Below are 15,675 nucleotides of genomic sequence, written 5' to 3'. Positions count from 1 at the left end.
TCACGGGCCCGCACCCCGCGCGTACGCACAGGGCGCCGGTATGCCCACAACGTGTCTGTAAGGGCACGGGGTGCGCGGGCGTAGCCTCGGATTCATGAACTCGTACGGATCCTTTCCCGGGGCGCGGCCGCGGCGGCTGCGGACGACGCCCGCCCTGCGCCGGATGGTGGCCGAGACGCGGCTGCATCCCGCCGACCTGATCCTGCCCGCGTTCGTGCGCGAGGGGATCACCGAGCCCGTGCCGATCCAGGCCATGCCCGGGGTCGTGCAGCACACCCGGGACACCCTGCGGAAGGCCGCCGTGGAGGCGCTGGAGGCCGGGGTCTCCGGGATCATGCTCTTCGGTGTGCCCGCCGACGAGAAGAAGGACGCCGCCGGGACGGCCGGCACGGACCCGGACGGGATCCTCCAGGTCGCCATCCGGGACGTGAGGGCCGAGGTCGGCGACGACCTCGTCATCATGTCGGACCTGTGCCTGGACGAGTTCACCGACCACGGCCACTGCGGCGTCCTGGACGCCCAGGGCCGCGTCGACAACGACGCCACGCTGGAACGTTACGCCGAGATGGCCCAGGTCCAGGCCGACGCCGGCGTCCACGTCGTCGGCCCCTCCGGGATGATGGACGGCCAGGTCGGCGTGATCCGCGACGCCCTGGACACCATCGGCAAGGAGGACGTGGCGATCCTCGCGTACACCGCGAAGTACTCCTCCGCCTTCTACGGGCCCTTCCGCGAGGCCGTCGGCTCCTCCCTCAAGGGCGACCGCAAGACCTACCAGCAGGACCCCGCCAACCTCCGCGAGTCGATGCGCGAGCTCGCGCTCGACCTGGAGGAGGGCGCCGACATGGTCATGGTCAAGCCGGCCGGCCCCTACCTGGACGTGCTCGCCAAGGTCGCCGCCTCCGTCGACGTGCCCGTCGCCGCCTACCAGATCAGCGGCGAGTACGCGATGGTCGAGGCGGCGGCCGAGAAGGGCTGGATCGACCGCGACAAGGCGATCCTGGAGACCCTCACCGGCATCCGCCGCGCCGGCGCGCAGATGATCCTCACCTACTGGGCCACCGAGGTCGCCCGGAACCTGTCCGCCGGACGCGGATAGCCGGGGCCGGTCCCACCAGAAGGACCACACCGGCGTGTCCAGCAGGGCCCGGTGGGCGTACTCGCGCAGGGTGCCGCAGGTCCCCTGCGTGATGTTGCCCGGGCAGAACGCGAAGTGCTCCGCCGCCACCGCCTCGGCCTCCTCCACGGTCCGGGGCGGTGCCGCCACCGGGAACGGCCGACCGGGTCGGACACGAGCCCGGGCAGCCGGTTCGGGATCGTCGCCATGACCAGAAGGCAGGGCCGGCGACTGACAACGGGGCAAGTGGTGGGGCGGCACCGGGCGGCGCACCCTGGAGTGGTAGCCGACAGGTACCTCGGTGGAGGTGGTCCTCATGATGCACACGCTCGTCGGATGGCACGTGGAGATGGAGTTCCAGGAGGAGGGCGACCGGACACGGGCCGCAGCCATGGTCCGGCTCGGCGACGGCACCGAGTTCCGGGCCCACGGCACCGCGAACCGCCACCCCTCCGACCCGGACCAGCTGCGGGTGGGCGAGGAGATCGCCGGCGCACGCGCCCTCATGGACCTCGCCTCGCAGCTCCTCCAGAAGGCCCACAAGGAGATCGACGAGGTGTCCGGCCGGACCTCGCACGAAATCCGCTGACGGCACGGCGACGACGAGGCCCCCGGCACGGCGCGCCGTACCGGGGGCCTCGTACCGGGCGGGTCAGAGGCGCTCGGGCGTCCGGATGCCCAGCAGGGCCATGCCCTGGTGGAGCGTGCGGGCCGTCAGGTCCACCAGGAAGAGGCGGTTCTCCTTCAGCTCCCGCGTCTCCGCCTTCATGACCGGGCACTGGTCGTAGAAGGCCGTCAGGTGCGAGGCCAGCTGGTACAGGTACGCGGCCAGCTTGTGCGGCGCGTACTCCTCGGCGACCTCCGCCAGGGTGGCGCCGAACTGGTCCAGGTGCAGACCGAGCGCGCGCTCGGCCGGGGCCAGCTCCAGCTCCCGGTGGGCGGCGGGCTCGGCGTCCGTGACGTTCCGCTTGATCGACTGGATCCGCGCGTACGCGTACTGGAGGTACACGGACGTGTCGCCGTTCAGCGAGACCATCTGGTCCAGGTCGAACTTGTAGTCCCGCACCGCCGAGGTCGACAGGTCCGCGTACTTGACCGCACCGATGCCGACGTAACGGCCGTTCTCCACGACCTCCTCGTCGGTGAGGCCGACCTTCTCCCGCTTCTCCTCGACGACGGCCGTCGCCCGGTCGATCGCCTCGTCCAGCAGATCCACCAGCCGGATCGTCTCGCCCTCACGGGTCTTGAACGGCTTGCCGTCCTTGCCCAGGACCGTGCCGAAGGCCAGCTGGACGGCCTTCACCTCGTCGTTCAGCCAGCCGGCCCGGCGGGCCGTCTCGAAGACCATCTTGAAGTGCAGCGACTGACGGGCGTCCACCACGTACAGCAGGGAGGTCGCCTTCAGGTTCTGCACCCGGTCCCGGATCGCCGACAGGTCCGTCGCCGCGTAACCGAAGCCGCCGTCGGACTTCTGCACGATCAGCGGCGTCGGATTGCCGTCCGGGCCCTTCACGTCGTCGAAGAACACGCACAGCGCGCCCTCGGAGCGGACCGCGACGCCCGACTCCTCCAGGATGCGGCAGGTCTCCGCCAGCATGTCGTTGTACCCGGACTCGCCGACGACGTCGCCGTCCCGGATGTCCATGTCCAGCTTGTCGAAGACCGAGTAGAAGTAGATCTTCGACTCGTCGACGAACCGCTGCCAGAGCGCCAGGGTCTCCTCGTCGCCCGCCTGGAGGTCCACCACGCGCGCCCGGGCCCGCGTCTTGAACTCCTCGTCCGAGTCGAACAGGGCGCGCGAGGCCTTGTACAGCCGGTTCAGGTTCGACATGGCCTCCTCGCCGGAGACCTCGGCCTCCGACGAGTGGTCCAGCTCGTGCGGGTGCTCGATCAGGTACTGGATGAGCATGCCGAACTGGGTGCCCCAGTCGCCGATGTGGTGGCGCCGCACCACCGTCTCGCCGGTGAACTCCAGGATCTCCACCATCGCCGCGCCGATCACGGCGGACCGCAGGTGGCCGACGTGCATCTCCTTGGCCACGTTCGGCTGGGCGTAGTCGATGACCGTCGTGCCCGCCGACTCGTTGAACGGCACGCCGAGCCGCGCGTCCGCCGCGCGGGCCGCGAGGGTGTCGACGATCGCCGCGTCCGTCACCGTGATGTTCAGGAAGCCGGGGCCCGAGACCTCGATCTCCTTCAGGACGTCATTGGCCGGGATCGCCTCGACGACCTTCGTCGCCAGCTCGCGCGGGTTGCCCTTGAGCTGCTTGGCCAGCGCCAGGATGCCGTTGGCCTGGAAGTCGGCCCGGTCGCTTCGTCGCAGCAGCGGGTCGGCGGACGCGGCGTCCGGCAGAGCCGCCGAGAGGCCGTCCGCGAGGCGCTGCTGCACGGTCGAAGCGAGGGAAGGGACCGAGGCCATGAGCTTCCGTTCCTGTTGAGTTCGTCAGGTCTAATTCGCTTGTCAAGTGTCCCATGACGGCGCAACGTGATTTCCCCGCCTGTGGACAACCTCGGAGAGTGTCGTTCCGTCTGGGAGAATGGTCCTCGTAGGGCTGACAGGCAGAACCCCTCAGGAAGAAGGACGTACCGACCGTGGCTCAGAGCAGCACCGAGACCGACTGGGTCTCCCGTTTCGCGGACGAGGTCATCGCCGAGTCGGAGCGACGTGCGCCTGGCAAACCGGTCGTCGTCGCCTCCGGCCTCTCCCCGTCCGGCCCGATCCACCTCGGCAACCTCCGCGAGGTCATGACCCCGCACCTGGTCGCCGACGAGATCCGCCGCCGCGGGTACGAGGTCCGGCACCTCATCTCCTGGGACGACTACGACCGCTACCGCAAGGTGCCGAACGGCATCGAGGGCATCGACGCCTCCTGGGCCGAGCACATCGGCAAGCCGCTGACCTCCGTCCCGGCCCCCGCCGGCTCGCCCCACCCCAACTGGGCCGAGCACTTCAAGGCCGCCATGGTCGAGTCCCTCGCCGAGCTGGGCGTCGAGTACGACCCGATCAGCCAGACCGAGCAGTACACCTCCGGCACCTACCGCGAGCAGATCCTGCACGCGATGAAGCACCGCGGCGACATCGACGCCATCCTCGACCAGTACCGGACGAAGAAGGCCCCGAAGAAGCAGTCCCAGAAGCCCGTCGACGAGGCTGAGCTGGAGGCCGAGGAGGGCTCCGGCGCCGCCGCCGAGGACGACGGCTCCGGCGGCTCCTCCGGCTACTTCCCGTACAAGCCCTACTGCGGGCGGTGCGAGAAGGACCTCACCACCGTCACCTCCTACGACGACGACACCACCGAGCTCGCCTACACCTGCACGAGCTGCGGCTTCTCCGAGACCGTCAAGCTCAGCGAGTTCAACCGCGGCAAGCTGGTCTGGAAGGTCGACTGGCCCATGCGCTGGGCCTACGAGGGCGTCATCTTCGAGCCCTCCGGCGTCGACCACTCCTCGCCCGGCTCCTCCTTCCAGGTCGGCGGCCAGATCGTCCGCATCTTCGACGGCGTCCAGCCCATCGGCCCCATGTACGCCTTCGTCGGCATCAGCGGCATGGCCAAGATGTCCTCCTCGAAGGGCGGCGTGCCCACCGCGGCCGACGCACTGAAGATCATGGAGCCCCAGATCCTGCGCTGGCTCTACGCCCGCCGCAGGCCGAACCAGTCCTTCAAGATCGCCTTCGACCAGGAGATCCAGCGGCTCTACGACGAGTGGGACAAGCTGGAGGCCAAGGTCGCCGACGGCTCCGTCCTGCCCGCCGACGCCGCCGCGCACTCCCGCGCCACCCGCACCGCCGCCGGCGAGCTGCCCCGCACCCCGCGCCCGCTCCCGTACCGCACCCTCGCCTCCGTCATGGACATCACCGCCGGCCACGACGAGCAGACCCTGCGGATCCTCACCGAACTCGACCCCGAGAACCCGGTCACCTCCCTCGACGAGGTCCGCCCGCGCCTCGACCGCGCCGAGAACTGGATCACCAACCAGGTCCCGGCCGACCAGCGCACCATCGTCCGCGAGGAGCCCGACACCGAGCTCCTCGGCTCCCTGGACGACGAGGGCCGCGAATCCCTCCGCCTCCTCCTGGAGGGCCTCGACACCCACTGGTCGCTCGACGGACTCACCACCCTCGTCTACGGCGTCCCGAAGGTCATGGCCGGACTCGACCCCGAGGCCAAGCCGACCCCGGAACTCAAGCTCGCCCAGCGCGCCTTCTTCGCCCTGCTCTACAAGCTCCTCGTCAGCCGCGAAACGGGCCCCCGCCTGCCCACCCTGCTGCTCGCGGTGGGCGCGGAGCGGGTGCGCAAGCTGCTCGGCGCGTGAGCGCACGAGCGCGTGACCTGAGCATGTGAAAGGGGCCGCCGCCCGGAGAGATCCGGACGGCGGCCCCTTTCAGCCGCGCACCTCGTGTCCTACGGGGCGTCCACGTCGGCCCTCGCCCGCTGGACCCGCTCCTGTGCCCCCGGCACCGCCTGCCGCAGCAGATCGATGTCGGACGCCGGGAACTCCGGCATGCCGTACTGCTCGGCCACCAGCTGCGCCAGCTCGTCCTCGGCCGGGAAGCGCTCGTGCTCCAGCACGTACGACCCCATGACCTTGTAGACCACGTCCTCGAACTCGTTGGCCTGCGGCTCCGGCTGCTCCACGTACTCCGGGTACGGCACGAACTCCTCCGGACCCGGCGGCGGAACATCCTCCGGCCCCTGCGGCACCGGGACCGGCATGGGCTCGAGGCCCTCCACGATCTGCGGGTTGTACGTGCCCTCGTACGCCTCCGGAGAGACCTGCGGCGCGTCGAACCACGGACTCTCGTGATTCACCGGCCCACCCGGCCCCTGCGCCTGACCCGGACCCGCCACCTGACCCGGACCCGCCACCTGACCCGGACCGGCCACCTGACCCGGCCCCTGCGCCTGCGCCTGCGCCGGAAGCTGAGCCTGCAGGGCCGCCGGCTGCTGTGCCTGCGCGAGCGGCACCGCCTGCGCCGGAACCGGCTGGGCAGACCCCGCGGGGAGCACCGCCGGCTCGATGCCCGCCGCCGCCAGTCCCGCCGGAGACGTCTCCGCCAGCGGCACCCCGTACCGGGCCAGCCGCAGCGGCATCAGCGCCTCCACCGGAGCCTTGCGCCGCCACCCCCGCCCGAACCGCGCCTGCAGCCGGGCCTGGTAGATCAACCGCTCCTGCTCCAGCTTGATGACCTGCTCGTACGAACGGAGCTCCCACAGCTTCATCCGGCGCCACAGCCGGAACGTCGGCACCGGAGACAGCAGCCAGCGGGTGACCCGGACGCCCTCCATGTGCTTGTCGGCCGTGATGTCCGCGATCCGGCCCACCGCGTGCCGCGCCGCCTCCACGGCCACCACGAACAGCACCGGGATCACCGCGTGCATCCCCACGCCCAGCGGGTCCGGCCACGCCGCCGCGCCGTTGAAGGCGATCGTCGCGGCCGTCAGCACCCAGGCGGTCTGCCGCAGCAGCGGGAATGGGATCCGCAACCAGGTCAGCAGCAGATCCAGAGCGAGCAGCACACAGATGCCCGCGTCGATCCCGATCGGGAAGAAGTACGAGAAGGTGCCGAAGCCCTTCTGCAGGGCGAGCTCGCGCACGGCGGCGTACGAACCCGCGAAACCGATCCCCGCGATGATCAGCGCACCGCCGATGACGAGGCCGATGAGTATTCGGTGTGTGCGTGTCAGCTGCATCGCGGCCACCCGCGATCCCCTCCCGTCATTCGACATCCGGCGCGCACAGAGTGGCACATGTGAACGAAGCCCGGCCCCCGGGGGAGGGACGGGCTCCGCGCGAATGTGCCACCCTGCGCTGGTTTGTGACTACTTGTTGGCCGCGGCGACCGCAGCGACGGCCTCCTTGACCGCCTTCGCCGCACCGTCCGTGATCGTCTTCTGCGACGGGGTCTCGGCACCCGCGTAACCGGCACCGTTGTACGACAGCAGCACCAGCACATTGCCCGTACGCGCCACGATCGACGTGTACACGAAGTCCTCGTCCGTCTTCCGCAGCTGGTACGTGACCGTCTTCGCCTCGTCGCCGATACCCGTGGCCGTGTAGGTCTGGACCTTCTTCGCGCCCGGAGTCCCCTGGACCTTCGCGAGCTCCTTCGCGAGGTTCTCCTGCGCCCGCTCCTGACCGCTGCCGAGCGAGGCGTCCGACTCGTACCGGTAGAAGGACACGTCCAGCCAGCGGTACTGCGAACCCTTCACGCCCTTGTCGTCGAGCCCGTTCCACGAGCAGCCGCCACGGCTGGTCAGGTCACTGGAGACGGCCGGCGTACCGCTCTTCGTCTTCGCCTTGGGCACCAGGGACGCCGTCGTCTTCGCGGAGATCGACTTGCAGACCTCCGGCAGCTTCGCGAACCTCGCCGGCTCCACCGTCTTCGTCGACTGCGAGGGCGACGGGGTCGCCGACGCCGACGCCGACGTCTTGTCCTGCCCCTGCGTCTTGCCGGAGCCGCCGGAGTCGCCGGAGTCCGAGGAGCATCCCGCGACCACGAGCATCACCGGGACGGCGGCGCAGGCGAGTATGCGGGTGAGTCGCGTTCGCGGAGCTGATCGCTGCATGGTTCCTTCAGTCGCTTGTCGTACGGTCCGGCCGACGGCCCGTCGGCCGGGGCCACGGGCACACGGCCATGGATACGGCCACGGGTACGCCGACACGTTACGTGGTCGCCGTCCGCTCACGGAGCGGATGCGGACGGCTACTCCTCCAGCCGGTCGGCGAGCTGCCGGGCCAGATTCCGGGCCTTTTCCTGCAGTTCCGCGCTGTCGGGGGGCTCGACCGAACCCGTGGTCTGCTCCCGGTACCAGACCGTCACGATCACGTTGGATGTGCGGAAGACCACGCTGACGGCACGCTGGTGACTGTTCGCACCGACCGTGCTGAGGACGTCGTCGAGATACGCGACGTCCCCCAGGCCTTCGAGGACCCGGGGCTCCAGGCCGGTCGCGGCCGAGCCGGCGCCCGGCGTCGCGGAGCCCGTGGGGGCACCGCTGGAGGTCCCGGCGGGGGCGCCCGTGGTGGGGGCGCCCGTCGACGGCGCCTTGCCCGCCAGGGCGGCGGTGCTCTCGGCCGCCTCGCCCGTGGCGGACGGCGCGCCCGTCGCCGGATCCGTCGGGGTCCCCGTGGCGGTGGGCGGCGCCGCGGGCACCGGGATGCCCGCCGCGAGCTGCTTGCGGACGTACACCTCCTGGGCCCGGTCGTCGTCGCTGACGGCCGCGTCGTACGACACCACCCGCTCGATGTCGAGGGAGAGCCGGTGCGAGGTGTCCGGGGTGTCGGCCTTCCAGGCGCAGCCGACGCGCCGGTCGGTGTCGTACGTGACGGCCGCGACGCCCCGGTACGCCTTGTCGCGCTCGGCGTCGGGCAGCGCGGCGGCGCCCGGGAGCAGGTCCTTGAGGGTGGCCTGCGGGACGGCGCCGCAGGCCTCGAAGAGGGTGCGGTAGCGGCCGGGGGGCGCGACGGGGGCGGCGGCCTGGCCGGCCTTGGCGTCGACGGCGACGTCGTCCGCGGGGGTGCCGGCGGAGCACGCGGTGAGGCCGGTCCCCAGGCCCAGGCCGAGTGCGAGGACGACGGCGGTGCGAGCCGCGGCCCCGGTGCGGCCGGGTGCGTACCTCTTTCGCTGCACGGTCCCAGGCTCCCTTCACCCGAAGTCTTTCCCGAAAACTGTTTGCCGCGCGAACCCGGCCGATGGACACAATGTCTATCGCACACGCTGCCGTTGATGCCGGTCCCCTGTCACCTGTACGGGCTTTGGCTCCGGTTTTTGCGTTATCAGTCTTTTCGGGGGAATCGAGGAAGTATGTCGTACGTAGAGGTACCGGGCGCGAAAGTGCCGATCAGGATGTGGGCCGACCCCGCCTCGGTCGAGGGCGGCGCCATGCAGCAGCTGCAGAACGTGGCGACGCTGCCGTGGATCAAGGGCCTCGCCGTGATGCCGGACGTGCACTACGGCAAGGGCGCGACGGTCGGGTCCGTGATCGCGATGCGGGGCGCGGTCTGTCCGGCGGCGGTCGGGGTGGACATCGGCTGCGGCATGTCGGCGGTGAAGACCTCCCTGACGGCGAACGACCTGCCGGGCGACCTGTCCCGGCTGCGGTCGAAGATCGAGCAGGCGATTCCGGTGGGCCGGGGCCTCCACCGCGAGGCGGTGGACCCGAAGCGGCTGTACCAGTTCCCGACGGCGGGGTGGGACGACTTCTGGTCGCGGTTCGACGGGGTCGCGGACGCGGTGAAGTTCCGGCGGGAGCGGGCCGTTACGCAAATGGGAACCCTTGGCCAAGGAAATCATTTTGTCGAGCTATGTGTCGACATGTCCGGTTCGGTGTGGCTCATGCTGCACTCGGGCTCCAGGAACATCGGCAAGGAACTCGCCGAGTACCACATCGGCCAGGCGCAGAAGCTTCCGCACAACCAGGGTCTCGTCGACCGCGACCTGGCGGTCTTCGTCGCGGACACCCCGCAGATGGCGGCCTATCGGCATGACCTCTTCTGGGCGCAGGAGTATGCGAAGCACAACCGCGCGATCATGATGGCGCTCTTCCAGGAGGTCATCCGGAAGGAGTTCCGCAAGGCCAGGGTGACCTTCGATCCGGTCATCTCCTGCCACCACAACTATGTGGCGGAGGAGCGGTACGAGGGCATGGACCTGCTGGTCACGCGGAAGGGCGCGATCCGGGCGGGTTCTGGAGAGTTCGGGATCATCCCGGGTTCGATGGGCACGGGCTCGTACATCGTGAAGGGCCTGGGGAACGCGGCCTCGTTCAACTCGGCCTCGCACGGGGCCGGCCGGAGGATGAGCCGGAGCGCGGCGAAGCGGCGCTTCTCGACGCGGGACCTGGAGGAGCAGACGCGGGGCGTGGAATGCCGCAAGGACTCCGGCGTCGTGGACGAGATCCCGGGCGCGTACAAGCCGATCGAGCAGGTGATGGAGCAGCAGCGGGACCTGGTGGAGGTTGTCGCCAAGCTGAAGCAGGTCATCTGTGTGAAGGGCTGAGACGGAAGGAGAACGGGGTGCCGTGCGCGGCACCCCGTCATTGAGCTTCGCGTGGGCTTACTGGGCGGGCATGGGTGTCTGGCCCGTGCGGAGACGCCACAGCCGCATGTAGCAGCTCTGCTCGGTGCGGTCGAGCGCGATGGCTGCGGCGGCGGGATCGCCGAGTCGCAGCAGTTCGCGGTCGTCTGCGGCGGTCCAGCGTCGGCGAGGTGGTGCGCACTTCATGTCTGCCGGACGCACCCAGGTCTGGATCGCTGCTGCGTTGGCCTTCTTGTGCTCCAGGGCGAGGCAGCCGGGGTAGTAGAGGTGCTCGGCGAGTTGCTGCGCCTGCTCCTTGAAGTACGTGATGACGTAGACCTGGTCGCGGGTGTTGCGGCGGGCGATGCGCTCGGCGCCCGTGATTTTCTTCGTGTAGTGGCACAGGTACGCGGCCATGGCCGTACTGGCCGACGTGAACGAGAGGAACGGGACTCCCTCTGAGTCCCAGCCGAGCGAGCCGTCGGCATCGATGACGCCGCGGAGGTAGTCGCGCCGGGAGAACTGGACGCGGGGTGGCCGGATGGTCCGTGACTTCTTGCCGTAGGGGATTCCGAGCTCGTTGATGATGCTCCTGGCTTCGAGCGCGCACAGCGTCCACGTGGCCGAGTGGTGCTGCTCGGCGAAGTTGGTGCTGCGGACCCGTTCCGTGACGGAGCTGTAGTACGGGGTCAGGCGCTGGAACTCGTAGAGGATGTGGATGTCCCGCGCGTTGATCTCGGCGCTCAGCCTGCCCTTCTGGCCCGTGCCGCGTGCCAGGTGTCCGTCGGCTTGCAGGAAGCCGAACATGTAGGCGTACTCAGGGTCTTCGAGATCCATGAAGGCGGGCGTGTTGGGCGTGAGGGCACTGACGTCGAACAGTGCGGGCGCGCTAGGGTCCTGTTCAGCCATGGGAAGACGTACCTTCCTGCTGGTGAGGCCCTCGGCTGGGACTGCAATCCCTGCCGAGGGCCGTTCTGTATGGAGTTGTTTCGACCGTAGGTCGTGGGTTCGTCCGGCGGCGGGGTGTTCGGAGGCGTTCACCCGGACGTGTCAGAGTTCGCGGTGGACCTTCGTGTTGGAGGCCTGGGCTCGGGGGCGGACCACCAGGAGGTCGATGTTGACGTGCGGGGGGCGGGTGCAGGCCCAGGTGACGGTGTCGGCGACGTCGTCGGCGGTGAGGGGTTCGGCGACGCCGGCGTAGACCTTGGCCGCCTTCTCGGCGTCGCCGCGGAAGCGGGTGGTGGCGAACTCGTCGGTCTTGACCATGCCGGGGGCGATCTCGATGACGCGGACCGGGGTGCCGACGATCTCCAGGCGGAGGGTCTCGGCGAGGACGCGGGCGCCGTTCTTGGCGGCGACGTAGCCGGCGCCGCCCTCGTAGGTGGAGTGGCCGGCGGTGGAGGAGAGGACGACCACCGTGCCGTCGCCGCTCGCGGTGAGGGCGGGGAGCAGGGCCTGGGTCATGTTGAGGGTGCCGAGGACGTTGACCTCGTACATCCGGCGCCAGTCCTCGGGGTCGCCGGTGGCGACGGGGTCGGCGCCGAGGGCGCCGCCGGCGTTGTTGACGAGGACGGCGAGGGTGCGGAAGGCGGTGGCGAAGTCGTCGACGGCGGCGCGGTCGGTGACGTCGAGGGCGTAGGCGGTGGCCTGGTGGCCGGCTTCGTTGATCTCGGCGGCGAGGGCCTCGATGCGGTCCTTGCGGCGGGCGGTGAGGACCACGCGGTAGCCGGCGGCGGCCAGCTGTCGGACGGTGGCGGCGCCGATTCCGCTGCTTGCTCCGGTGATGACGGCGATGGGGGTACCGGGGGCGGACATGGCGTGCTCCTCGCGCGGGTGGTCGATTGTGTCGGTCGCCCGGTCAGGATAGGTGGGGGCGTGGGTCAGCGGCCTCGTGGGGCGTACATGATCACGGCCATGCCGGCGAGGCAGATCAGGGCGCCGATGACGTCCCAGCGGTCGGGGCGGTAGCCGTCGGCGGCCATGCCCCAGGCGAGGGAGCCGGCGACGAACACTCCGCCGTAGGCGGCGAGGACGCGGCCGAACTCGGCGTCGGGCTGGAGCGTGGCGACGAAGCCGTAGGTGCCGAGGGCGATGATTCCCGCGCCGATCCAGATCCAGCCGCGGTGTTCCCGTACGCCTTGCCAGACGAGCCAGGCGCCGCCGATCTCGAAGAGGGCGGCGAGGACGAACAGGGCGATGGAGCGGGCGATCGACATGGGGGGCAGGGTGTCATGGGACACGCGGACTGATGAGTTGTCAGAACATGTGAAGATTGCTGGGTATTTTGTGGACATGCGTGGATTGAGGAAAGGTGTGCTCGGGGTCGCTCTCGCGGCCGTCGTGGTGGGCGTGGGCACCAGTGCCGGCGCCGTGGGTCCGGTGGCGGGCGGGAGCGAGGCGGATCTGTCCCATCACGGCCATGTCTCCCTCTGGGACGGGAGGGTCGGGGTCTGGCTGGTGAGCGAGAACCACGGGCCCTCCGACATCCCCCAGGCGACGGTCCGGCTCGCCTTCTCCGCGCCGATGGCGGGCGGCCAGGAGCTGCCGCCGGCCTGTCTGTGGAGCAGCGACCGGGTGGTGTCCTGCCGGACGGGCATGCTCCGGGCCGCGGGCGGCGTGGGTGAGCTGGCGCTCGACCTGCGGACCGCGGCCTTTCCGGACGAGATGACGGTCGAGGTCACCACGGCCTGGCGGGACGGGGTGGCCGATCGGAATCCCCGGAACGACCGGCACCGCGTGCTGGTGCTCGCCACCGGGGATCCCTATGTCTTCTGAGTCGGTGGCTTCCGGGCCGGCGGCTTCCGGGCCGGTGTCTTCTGAGCCGGGGCGGGCCTGATCCTCAGTTGCTCGCCCAGTGGACGTACCCGTCCGGGCGGACCAGTACCGCGGCCTTCTTCGCCGGGTCCGTCCAGGTGGCCCGCACGAGGTGCTTCGGGGTGACGGGAGCGGTCGCCGGCAGGGCCGGGGTCGCTCCCTCCGGGGCGATCAGGACGAACTCGCCCTGCCGGAGCAGCTCGTAGAGCCGTCCTTCGCGCAGGTGGGCGTCGGGTGCGCGGCGGCCCGAGGGGCGTCCGGCGCCCGGCGCGGGGGCGTAGGAGATGCCGATGCCGCTGAGCGTGTCCATGGCGCGGGCCGAGGCGGGCGGGACCGCGTTCAGGAAACGGGCGGCGAGGGAGCGGAGGGCGCGGGTGAGCGGGGTGTGGGCCATCGCGAGGCGGACGATCGCGCCGCTGCTGCGGAGCACCGTGGCGCCGACGGGGTGGCGCTCGGACTGGTAGCTGTCGAGGAGGGCCTCGGCGTCGGGCGTCTCGCCGCGGAGCGCGGCGGTGAGCTTCCAGGAGAGGTTGGCGGCGTCCTGGAGGCCGGTGTTCATGCCCTGGCCGCCGGCGGGGGAGTGGACGTGGGCGGCGTCTCCGGCGAGGAAGGCGCGGCCGACGCGGTAGGCGGGGGCCTGGCGCTCGTCGCTGTGGAAGCGGGAGATCCAGCGGGCGTCGTGCATGCCGTAGTCGGTGCCGAGGGCCTTGCGGGCGATCTCGCGGACCTCGTCGAGGTCGACGGGCTCGCTGTCGGCGACCTGGCGGGTGCGGGTCCAGCCCATCACCCGGTACCAGCCGTCGCCGAAGGGGGCGAGGAAGGCGAAGGTGTCCCCGGAGCCGACGACGGTGAACGAGTCGGTGGGAGCCTCGGTCAGGCGCACGTCGGCGAGGACGATGGAGCGGATCACGGACCGGCCGGGGAAGGGCAGGCCGAGGGCGGTGCGGACAGAGCTCCGGACGCCGTCCGTGCCGACCAGGTAGCGGGCGCGGAGGGCGAGCGGGGCGCCGTCGGGTTCGGTGAGTTCGGCGGTGACGCCCTCGGCGTCCTGGCGCAGTCCGCGCAGCTCCGTCCCGTACCGGAAGGTGACGCCCGCGGCGACCGCCCGGCGTTCCAGGAGGCGCTCGACCTCGTACTGCGGGGTGACGAGCAGGTGGTTGAAGCGGGTGGGCAGCCGGCTCAGGTCCAGGTCGAGGCGGCCGAAGAGCCGTGCGGTGGTCAGGGTGGTGCCGGTGGTGAGGAGTTCGTCCGCGAGGCCGCGGGCGTCGAGCTGCTCCAGGGTGCGGGCGTGGACGCCGAAGGCGCGGGTCATGTTGCCCAGGCCGTGCGGGCGGCGCTCGACGAGGGTGACGTCGATGCCGGCGGTGGCGAGGTCTCCGGCGAGCAGGAGCCCGGTGGGGCCCGCGCCGATGACGAGTACGTCCGTGTCCGTGGTGCTCATGGCTGCCTCCAGGGTGCCCACGATCGTTTGCCCACAACTGTTGGTCAACGCTTGTTGGCAACGTTAGGGCGGCCCTGATGGCGTGTCAACACATGTTGGCCTACAGTTGTTGGCATGATGACCGTCCGCCGCTCCGACGCCACCCGGGCCGCCATCCTGGAGGCCGCCCGCGAGCGCTTCGCCTCCGACGGATACGAGCGCGCCACCATCCGGGCCATCGCCCGCGACGCGGGGATCGACCCCTCGATGGTGATGCGCTACTACGGCAACAAGGAGAAGCTGTTCGCCGCCGCCTCCGAGATCGAGATCGGCCTGCCCGACCTGGGTGCCGTCCCCGCCCGGCACCTCGGGGTCGTCCTGGTCACGCACTTCCTGGAGCGCTGGGAGCACGACGAGGCCCTCACCGCGATGCTGCGGGTGGGCGTCACCAACGAGGCCGGGGCCGCGCGCGTCCAGGCGATCTTCGCCCAGCAGGTGGGGCCGGTCGCCCGGGGCGTCTGCCCCGACCCGGCCGACGCCCCGCGCCGGGCGGCGCTCGTCAGCTCCCAGATCCTCGGCATGGCGCTCGCCCGTTACGTGCTGCGCCTGCCGCCGGCCGTCGAGATGACCCCCGAGGAGATCGTGGCCTGGCTGGGGCCCACCGTGCAGCGCTACCTCACGGCCGAGGAGCCCTGAGGGGCGGGCGGGGCGCCCTGAAGGGGTGGGCGAGGTGCCCTGAGGGGGCGGGTGGTTCGGTTCGGTTCGTGACGCGTGACTGCCTGAGCCGTACAATCTCTGCATGACGCAGAAGAGTTCCGTCCGGCGCGAGGCGCTCATGAGCGAGCTGTACGGGGAGGCCCGCCGCTACATGGCCGCCTACGCCCTGTTCAACCAGGCCGTCGCCGACCACCTGGGGCTCCACCCGACCGACGTGCAGTGCCTGAACCTCCTCAGCCTGGAGGAAGGTCCGGTGACCACCGGGCGCGTCGCCGAGCTCACCGGACTCACCACCGGCTCCGCCACCCGCCTCGTCGACCGGCTCGAACGCGCCGGCTACGTGACCCGTGAGCGCGACACCGAGGACCGGCGCCGGGTCCTGGTCGCGCTCGTCCCCGAGCGCATGGCGGAGCTCGGCGAGCTCTGGCGGAAGCTCAACAGCACCTGGGGCACGATGTTCGACGTCTACAGCGACGCCGAGGTCGCGCTGCTCATCGCCCACATGCGACGCACCGTCGAGGTCAGTGCCGCGCAGGTCGAGCGGTTGCGCGGGGGCGATCTCGGCTGACGGGGCGGGGGGCCTCCCGG

The 15,675-nt window shown here is 70.7% G+C and carries 15 protein-coding genes and 1 pseudogene; 7 read left to right on the top strand and 9 right to left on the bottom strand.

The features are described 5' to 3' along the window. Window positions 1–94 precede the first annotated feature (94 nt). On the top strand, window positions 95–1,099 hold the full coding sequence (gene hemB, locus ACIGW4_RS28930) for a porphobilinogen synthase (protein WP_399583739.1): 1,005 nt from the start codon (window positions 95–97) through the stop codon (window positions 1,097–1,099). A 9-nt stretch (window positions 1,100–1,108) separates the two neighbouring features. Here hemB and ACIGW4_RS28925 read toward each other — a convergent pair. Beyond that, a pseudogene (locus ACIGW4_RS28925) lies at window positions 1,109–1,267 on the bottom strand (DUF4253 domain-containing protein); the annotation flags it as partial. A 169-nt stretch (window positions 1,268–1,436) separates the two neighbouring features. On the opposite strand from ACIGW4_RS28925, the gene ACIGW4_RS28920 reads away from it, so the two are divergent. Further along, window positions 1,437–1,706 carry a DUF1876 domain-containing protein gene (locus tag ACIGW4_RS28920; RefSeq protein WP_093878787.1) on the top strand — a complete coding sequence of 90 codons (270 nt, stop codon included), beginning with the start codon at window positions 1,437–1,439 and terminating at the stop codon, window positions 1,704–1,706. A gap of 63 nt (window positions 1,707–1,769) precedes the next feature. Here ACIGW4_RS28920 and argS read toward each other — a convergent pair whose 3' ends face one another. Continuing rightward, the gene (gene argS / locus ACIGW4_RS28915) at window positions 1,770–3,536 is read right to left on the bottom strand and encodes an arginine--tRNA ligase (protein ID WP_399583736.1); all 1,767 of its coding nucleotides are present in this window, start codon (window positions 3,534–3,536) and stop codon (window positions 1,770–1,772) included. Window positions 3,537–3,709: 173 nt separating this feature from the next. On the opposite strand from argS, the gene lysS reads away from it, so the two are divergent. Then, window positions 3,710–5,431 carry a lysine--tRNA ligase gene (lysS, locus tag ACIGW4_RS28910; protein WP_123458984.1) on the top strand — a complete coding sequence of 574 codons (1,722 nt, stop codon included), beginning with the start codon at window positions 3,710–3,712 and terminating at the stop codon, window positions 5,429–5,431. A gap of 89 nt (window positions 5,432–5,520) precedes the next feature. Here the strand turns inward: lysS and ACIGW4_RS28905 are convergent, their stop codons facing one another. From ACIGW4_RS28905 to ACIGW4_RS28895, 3 genes are all read right to left on the bottom strand, one after another. Next, entirely contained in the window at window positions 5,521–6,810 is a 1,290-nt protein-coding gene (locus ACIGW4_RS28905) for a DUF2637 domain-containing protein (protein WP_399583733.1), read from the bottom strand. 129 nt (window positions 6,811–6,939) lie between these two features. Beyond that, window positions 6,940–7,686 carry a DUF3558 domain-containing protein gene (locus ACIGW4_RS28900; RefSeq protein WP_398712576.1) on the bottom strand — a complete coding sequence of 249 codons (747 nt, stop codon included), beginning with the start codon at window positions 7,684–7,686 and terminating at the stop codon, window positions 6,940–6,942. 137 nt (window positions 7,687–7,823) lie between these two features. Next, window positions 7,824–8,750, bottom strand: coding sequence for a DUF3558 domain-containing protein (locus tag ACIGW4_RS28895; protein ID WP_398712574.1), 927 nt, complete (start codon window positions 8,748–8,750; stop codon window positions 7,824–7,826). A gap of 174 nt (window positions 8,751–8,924) precedes the next feature. Between ACIGW4_RS28895 and ACIGW4_RS28890 the strand changes: the two genes are divergently transcribed. Continuing rightward, a complete protein-coding gene (locus ACIGW4_RS28890; RefSeq protein WP_398712572.1) occupies window positions 8,925–10,118 on the top strand; it encodes an RtcB family protein in 1,194 nt (397 codons plus the stop codon). 57 nt (window positions 10,119–10,175) lie between these two features. Here ACIGW4_RS28890 and ACIGW4_RS28885 read toward each other — a convergent pair whose 3' ends face one another. From ACIGW4_RS28885 to ACIGW4_RS28875, 3 genes are all read right to left on the bottom strand, one after another. Next, the gene (locus ACIGW4_RS28885; RefSeq protein WP_399583728.1) at window positions 10,176–11,045 is read right to left on the bottom strand and encodes an LAGLIDADG family homing endonuclease; all 870 of its coding nucleotides are present in this window, start codon (window positions 11,043–11,045) and stop codon (window positions 10,176–10,178) included. A gap of 141 nt (window positions 11,046–11,186) precedes the next feature. Further along, window positions 11,187–11,951, bottom strand: a complete 765-nt coding sequence (locus tag ACIGW4_RS28880) for an SDR family NAD(P)-dependent oxidoreductase (RefSeq protein WP_399583725.1) — start codon at window positions 11,949–11,951, stop codon at window positions 11,187–11,189. Between the two features lie 65 nt (window positions 11,952–12,016). Next, window positions 12,017–12,352: a YnfA family protein gene (locus ACIGW4_RS28875; protein ID WP_123458989.1), complete on the bottom strand. Its 336-nt coding sequence runs from the start codon at window positions 12,350–12,352 to the stop codon at window positions 12,017–12,019. A 97-nt stretch (window positions 12,353–12,449) separates the two neighbouring features. On the opposite strand from ACIGW4_RS28875, the gene ACIGW4_RS28870 reads away from it, so the two are divergent. Beyond that, window positions 12,450–12,911 (top strand): hypothetical protein, encoded by a 462-nt coding sequence (locus tag ACIGW4_RS28870; protein WP_399583722.1) that lies wholly within the window; start codon window positions 12,450–12,452, stop codon window positions 12,909–12,911. Window positions 12,912–12,975: 64 nt separating this feature from the next. Here ACIGW4_RS28870 and ACIGW4_RS28865 read toward each other — a convergent pair whose 3' ends face one another. Continuing rightward, on the bottom strand, window positions 12,976–14,391 hold the full coding sequence (locus ACIGW4_RS28865; RefSeq protein ID WP_398712564.1) for an FAD-dependent oxidoreductase: 1,416 nt from the start codon (window positions 14,389–14,391) through the stop codon (window positions 12,976–12,978). A gap of 114 nt (window positions 14,392–14,505) precedes the next feature. Between ACIGW4_RS28865 and ACIGW4_RS28860 the strand changes: the two genes are divergently transcribed. After that, the gene (locus ACIGW4_RS28860; protein ID WP_123458992.1) at window positions 14,506–15,066 is read left to right on the top strand and encodes a TetR/AcrR family transcriptional regulator; all 561 of its coding nucleotides are present in this window, start codon (window positions 14,506–14,508) and stop codon (window positions 15,064–15,066) included. A gap of 103 nt (window positions 15,067–15,169) precedes the next feature. Further along, a complete protein-coding gene (locus ACIGW4_RS28855; protein ID WP_123458993.1) occupies window positions 15,170–15,655 on the top strand; it encodes a MarR family winged helix-turn-helix transcriptional regulator in 486 nt (161 codons plus the stop codon). Window positions 15,656–15,675: the final 20 nt, after the last annotated feature.

Source organism: Streptomyces sp. NPDC053513, from assembly GCF_044544765.1.
Taxonomy (GTDB): domain Bacteria; phylum Actinomycetota; class Actinomycetes; order Streptomycetales; family Streptomycetaceae; genus Streptomyces; species Streptomyces litmocidini.
Note: the sequence above shows the minus strand (reverse complement) of the source record. Positions and strands in the feature narration are given on the sequence as shown.

Coding starts and splice junctions, on each gene's coding strand:
- hemB (WP_399583739.1), top strand. CDS start 95: ATGAACTCGTACGGATCCTTTCCCGGGGCGCGGCCGCGGCGGCTGCGG.
- ACIGW4_RS28920 (WP_093878787.1), top strand. CDS start 1,437: ATGCACACGCTCGTCGGATGGCACGTGGAGATGGAGTTCCAGGAGGAG.
- argS (WP_399583736.1), bottom strand. CDS start 3,536: ATGGCCTCGGTCCCTTCCCTCGCTTCGACCGTGCAGCAGCGCCTCGCG.
- ACIGW4_RS28905 (WP_399583733.1), bottom strand. CDS start 6,810: ATGCAGCTGACACGCACACACCGAATACTCATCGGCCTCGTCATCGGC.
- ACIGW4_RS28900 (WP_398712576.1), bottom strand. CDS start 7,686: ATGCAGCGATCAGCTCCGCGAACGCGACTCACCCGCATACTCGCCTGC.
- ACIGW4_RS28890 (WP_398712572.1), top strand. CDS start 8,925: ATGTCGTACGTAGAGGTACCGGGCGCGAAAGTGCCGATCAGGATGTGG.
- ACIGW4_RS28885 (WP_399583728.1), bottom strand. CDS start 11,045: ATGGCTGAACAGGACCCTAGCGCGCCCGCACTGTTCGACGTCAGTGCC.
- ACIGW4_RS28880 (WP_399583725.1), bottom strand. CDS start 11,951: ATGTCCGCCCCCGGTACCCCCATCGCCGTCATCACCGGAGCAAGCAGC.
- ACIGW4_RS28875 (WP_123458989.1), bottom strand. CDS start 12,352: ATGTCGATCGCCCGCTCCATCGCCCTGTTCGTCCTCGCCGCCCTCTTC.
- ACIGW4_RS28865 (WP_398712564.1), bottom strand. CDS start 14,391: ATGAGCACCACGGACACGGACGTACTCGTCATCGGCGCGGGCCCCACC.
- ACIGW4_RS28860 (WP_123458992.1), top strand. CDS start 14,506: ATGATGACCGTCCGCCGCTCCGACGCCACCCGGGCCGCCATCCTGGAG.
- ACIGW4_RS28855 (WP_123458993.1), top strand. CDS start 15,170: ATGACGCAGAAGAGTTCCGTCCGGCGCGAGGCGCTCATGAGCGAGCTG.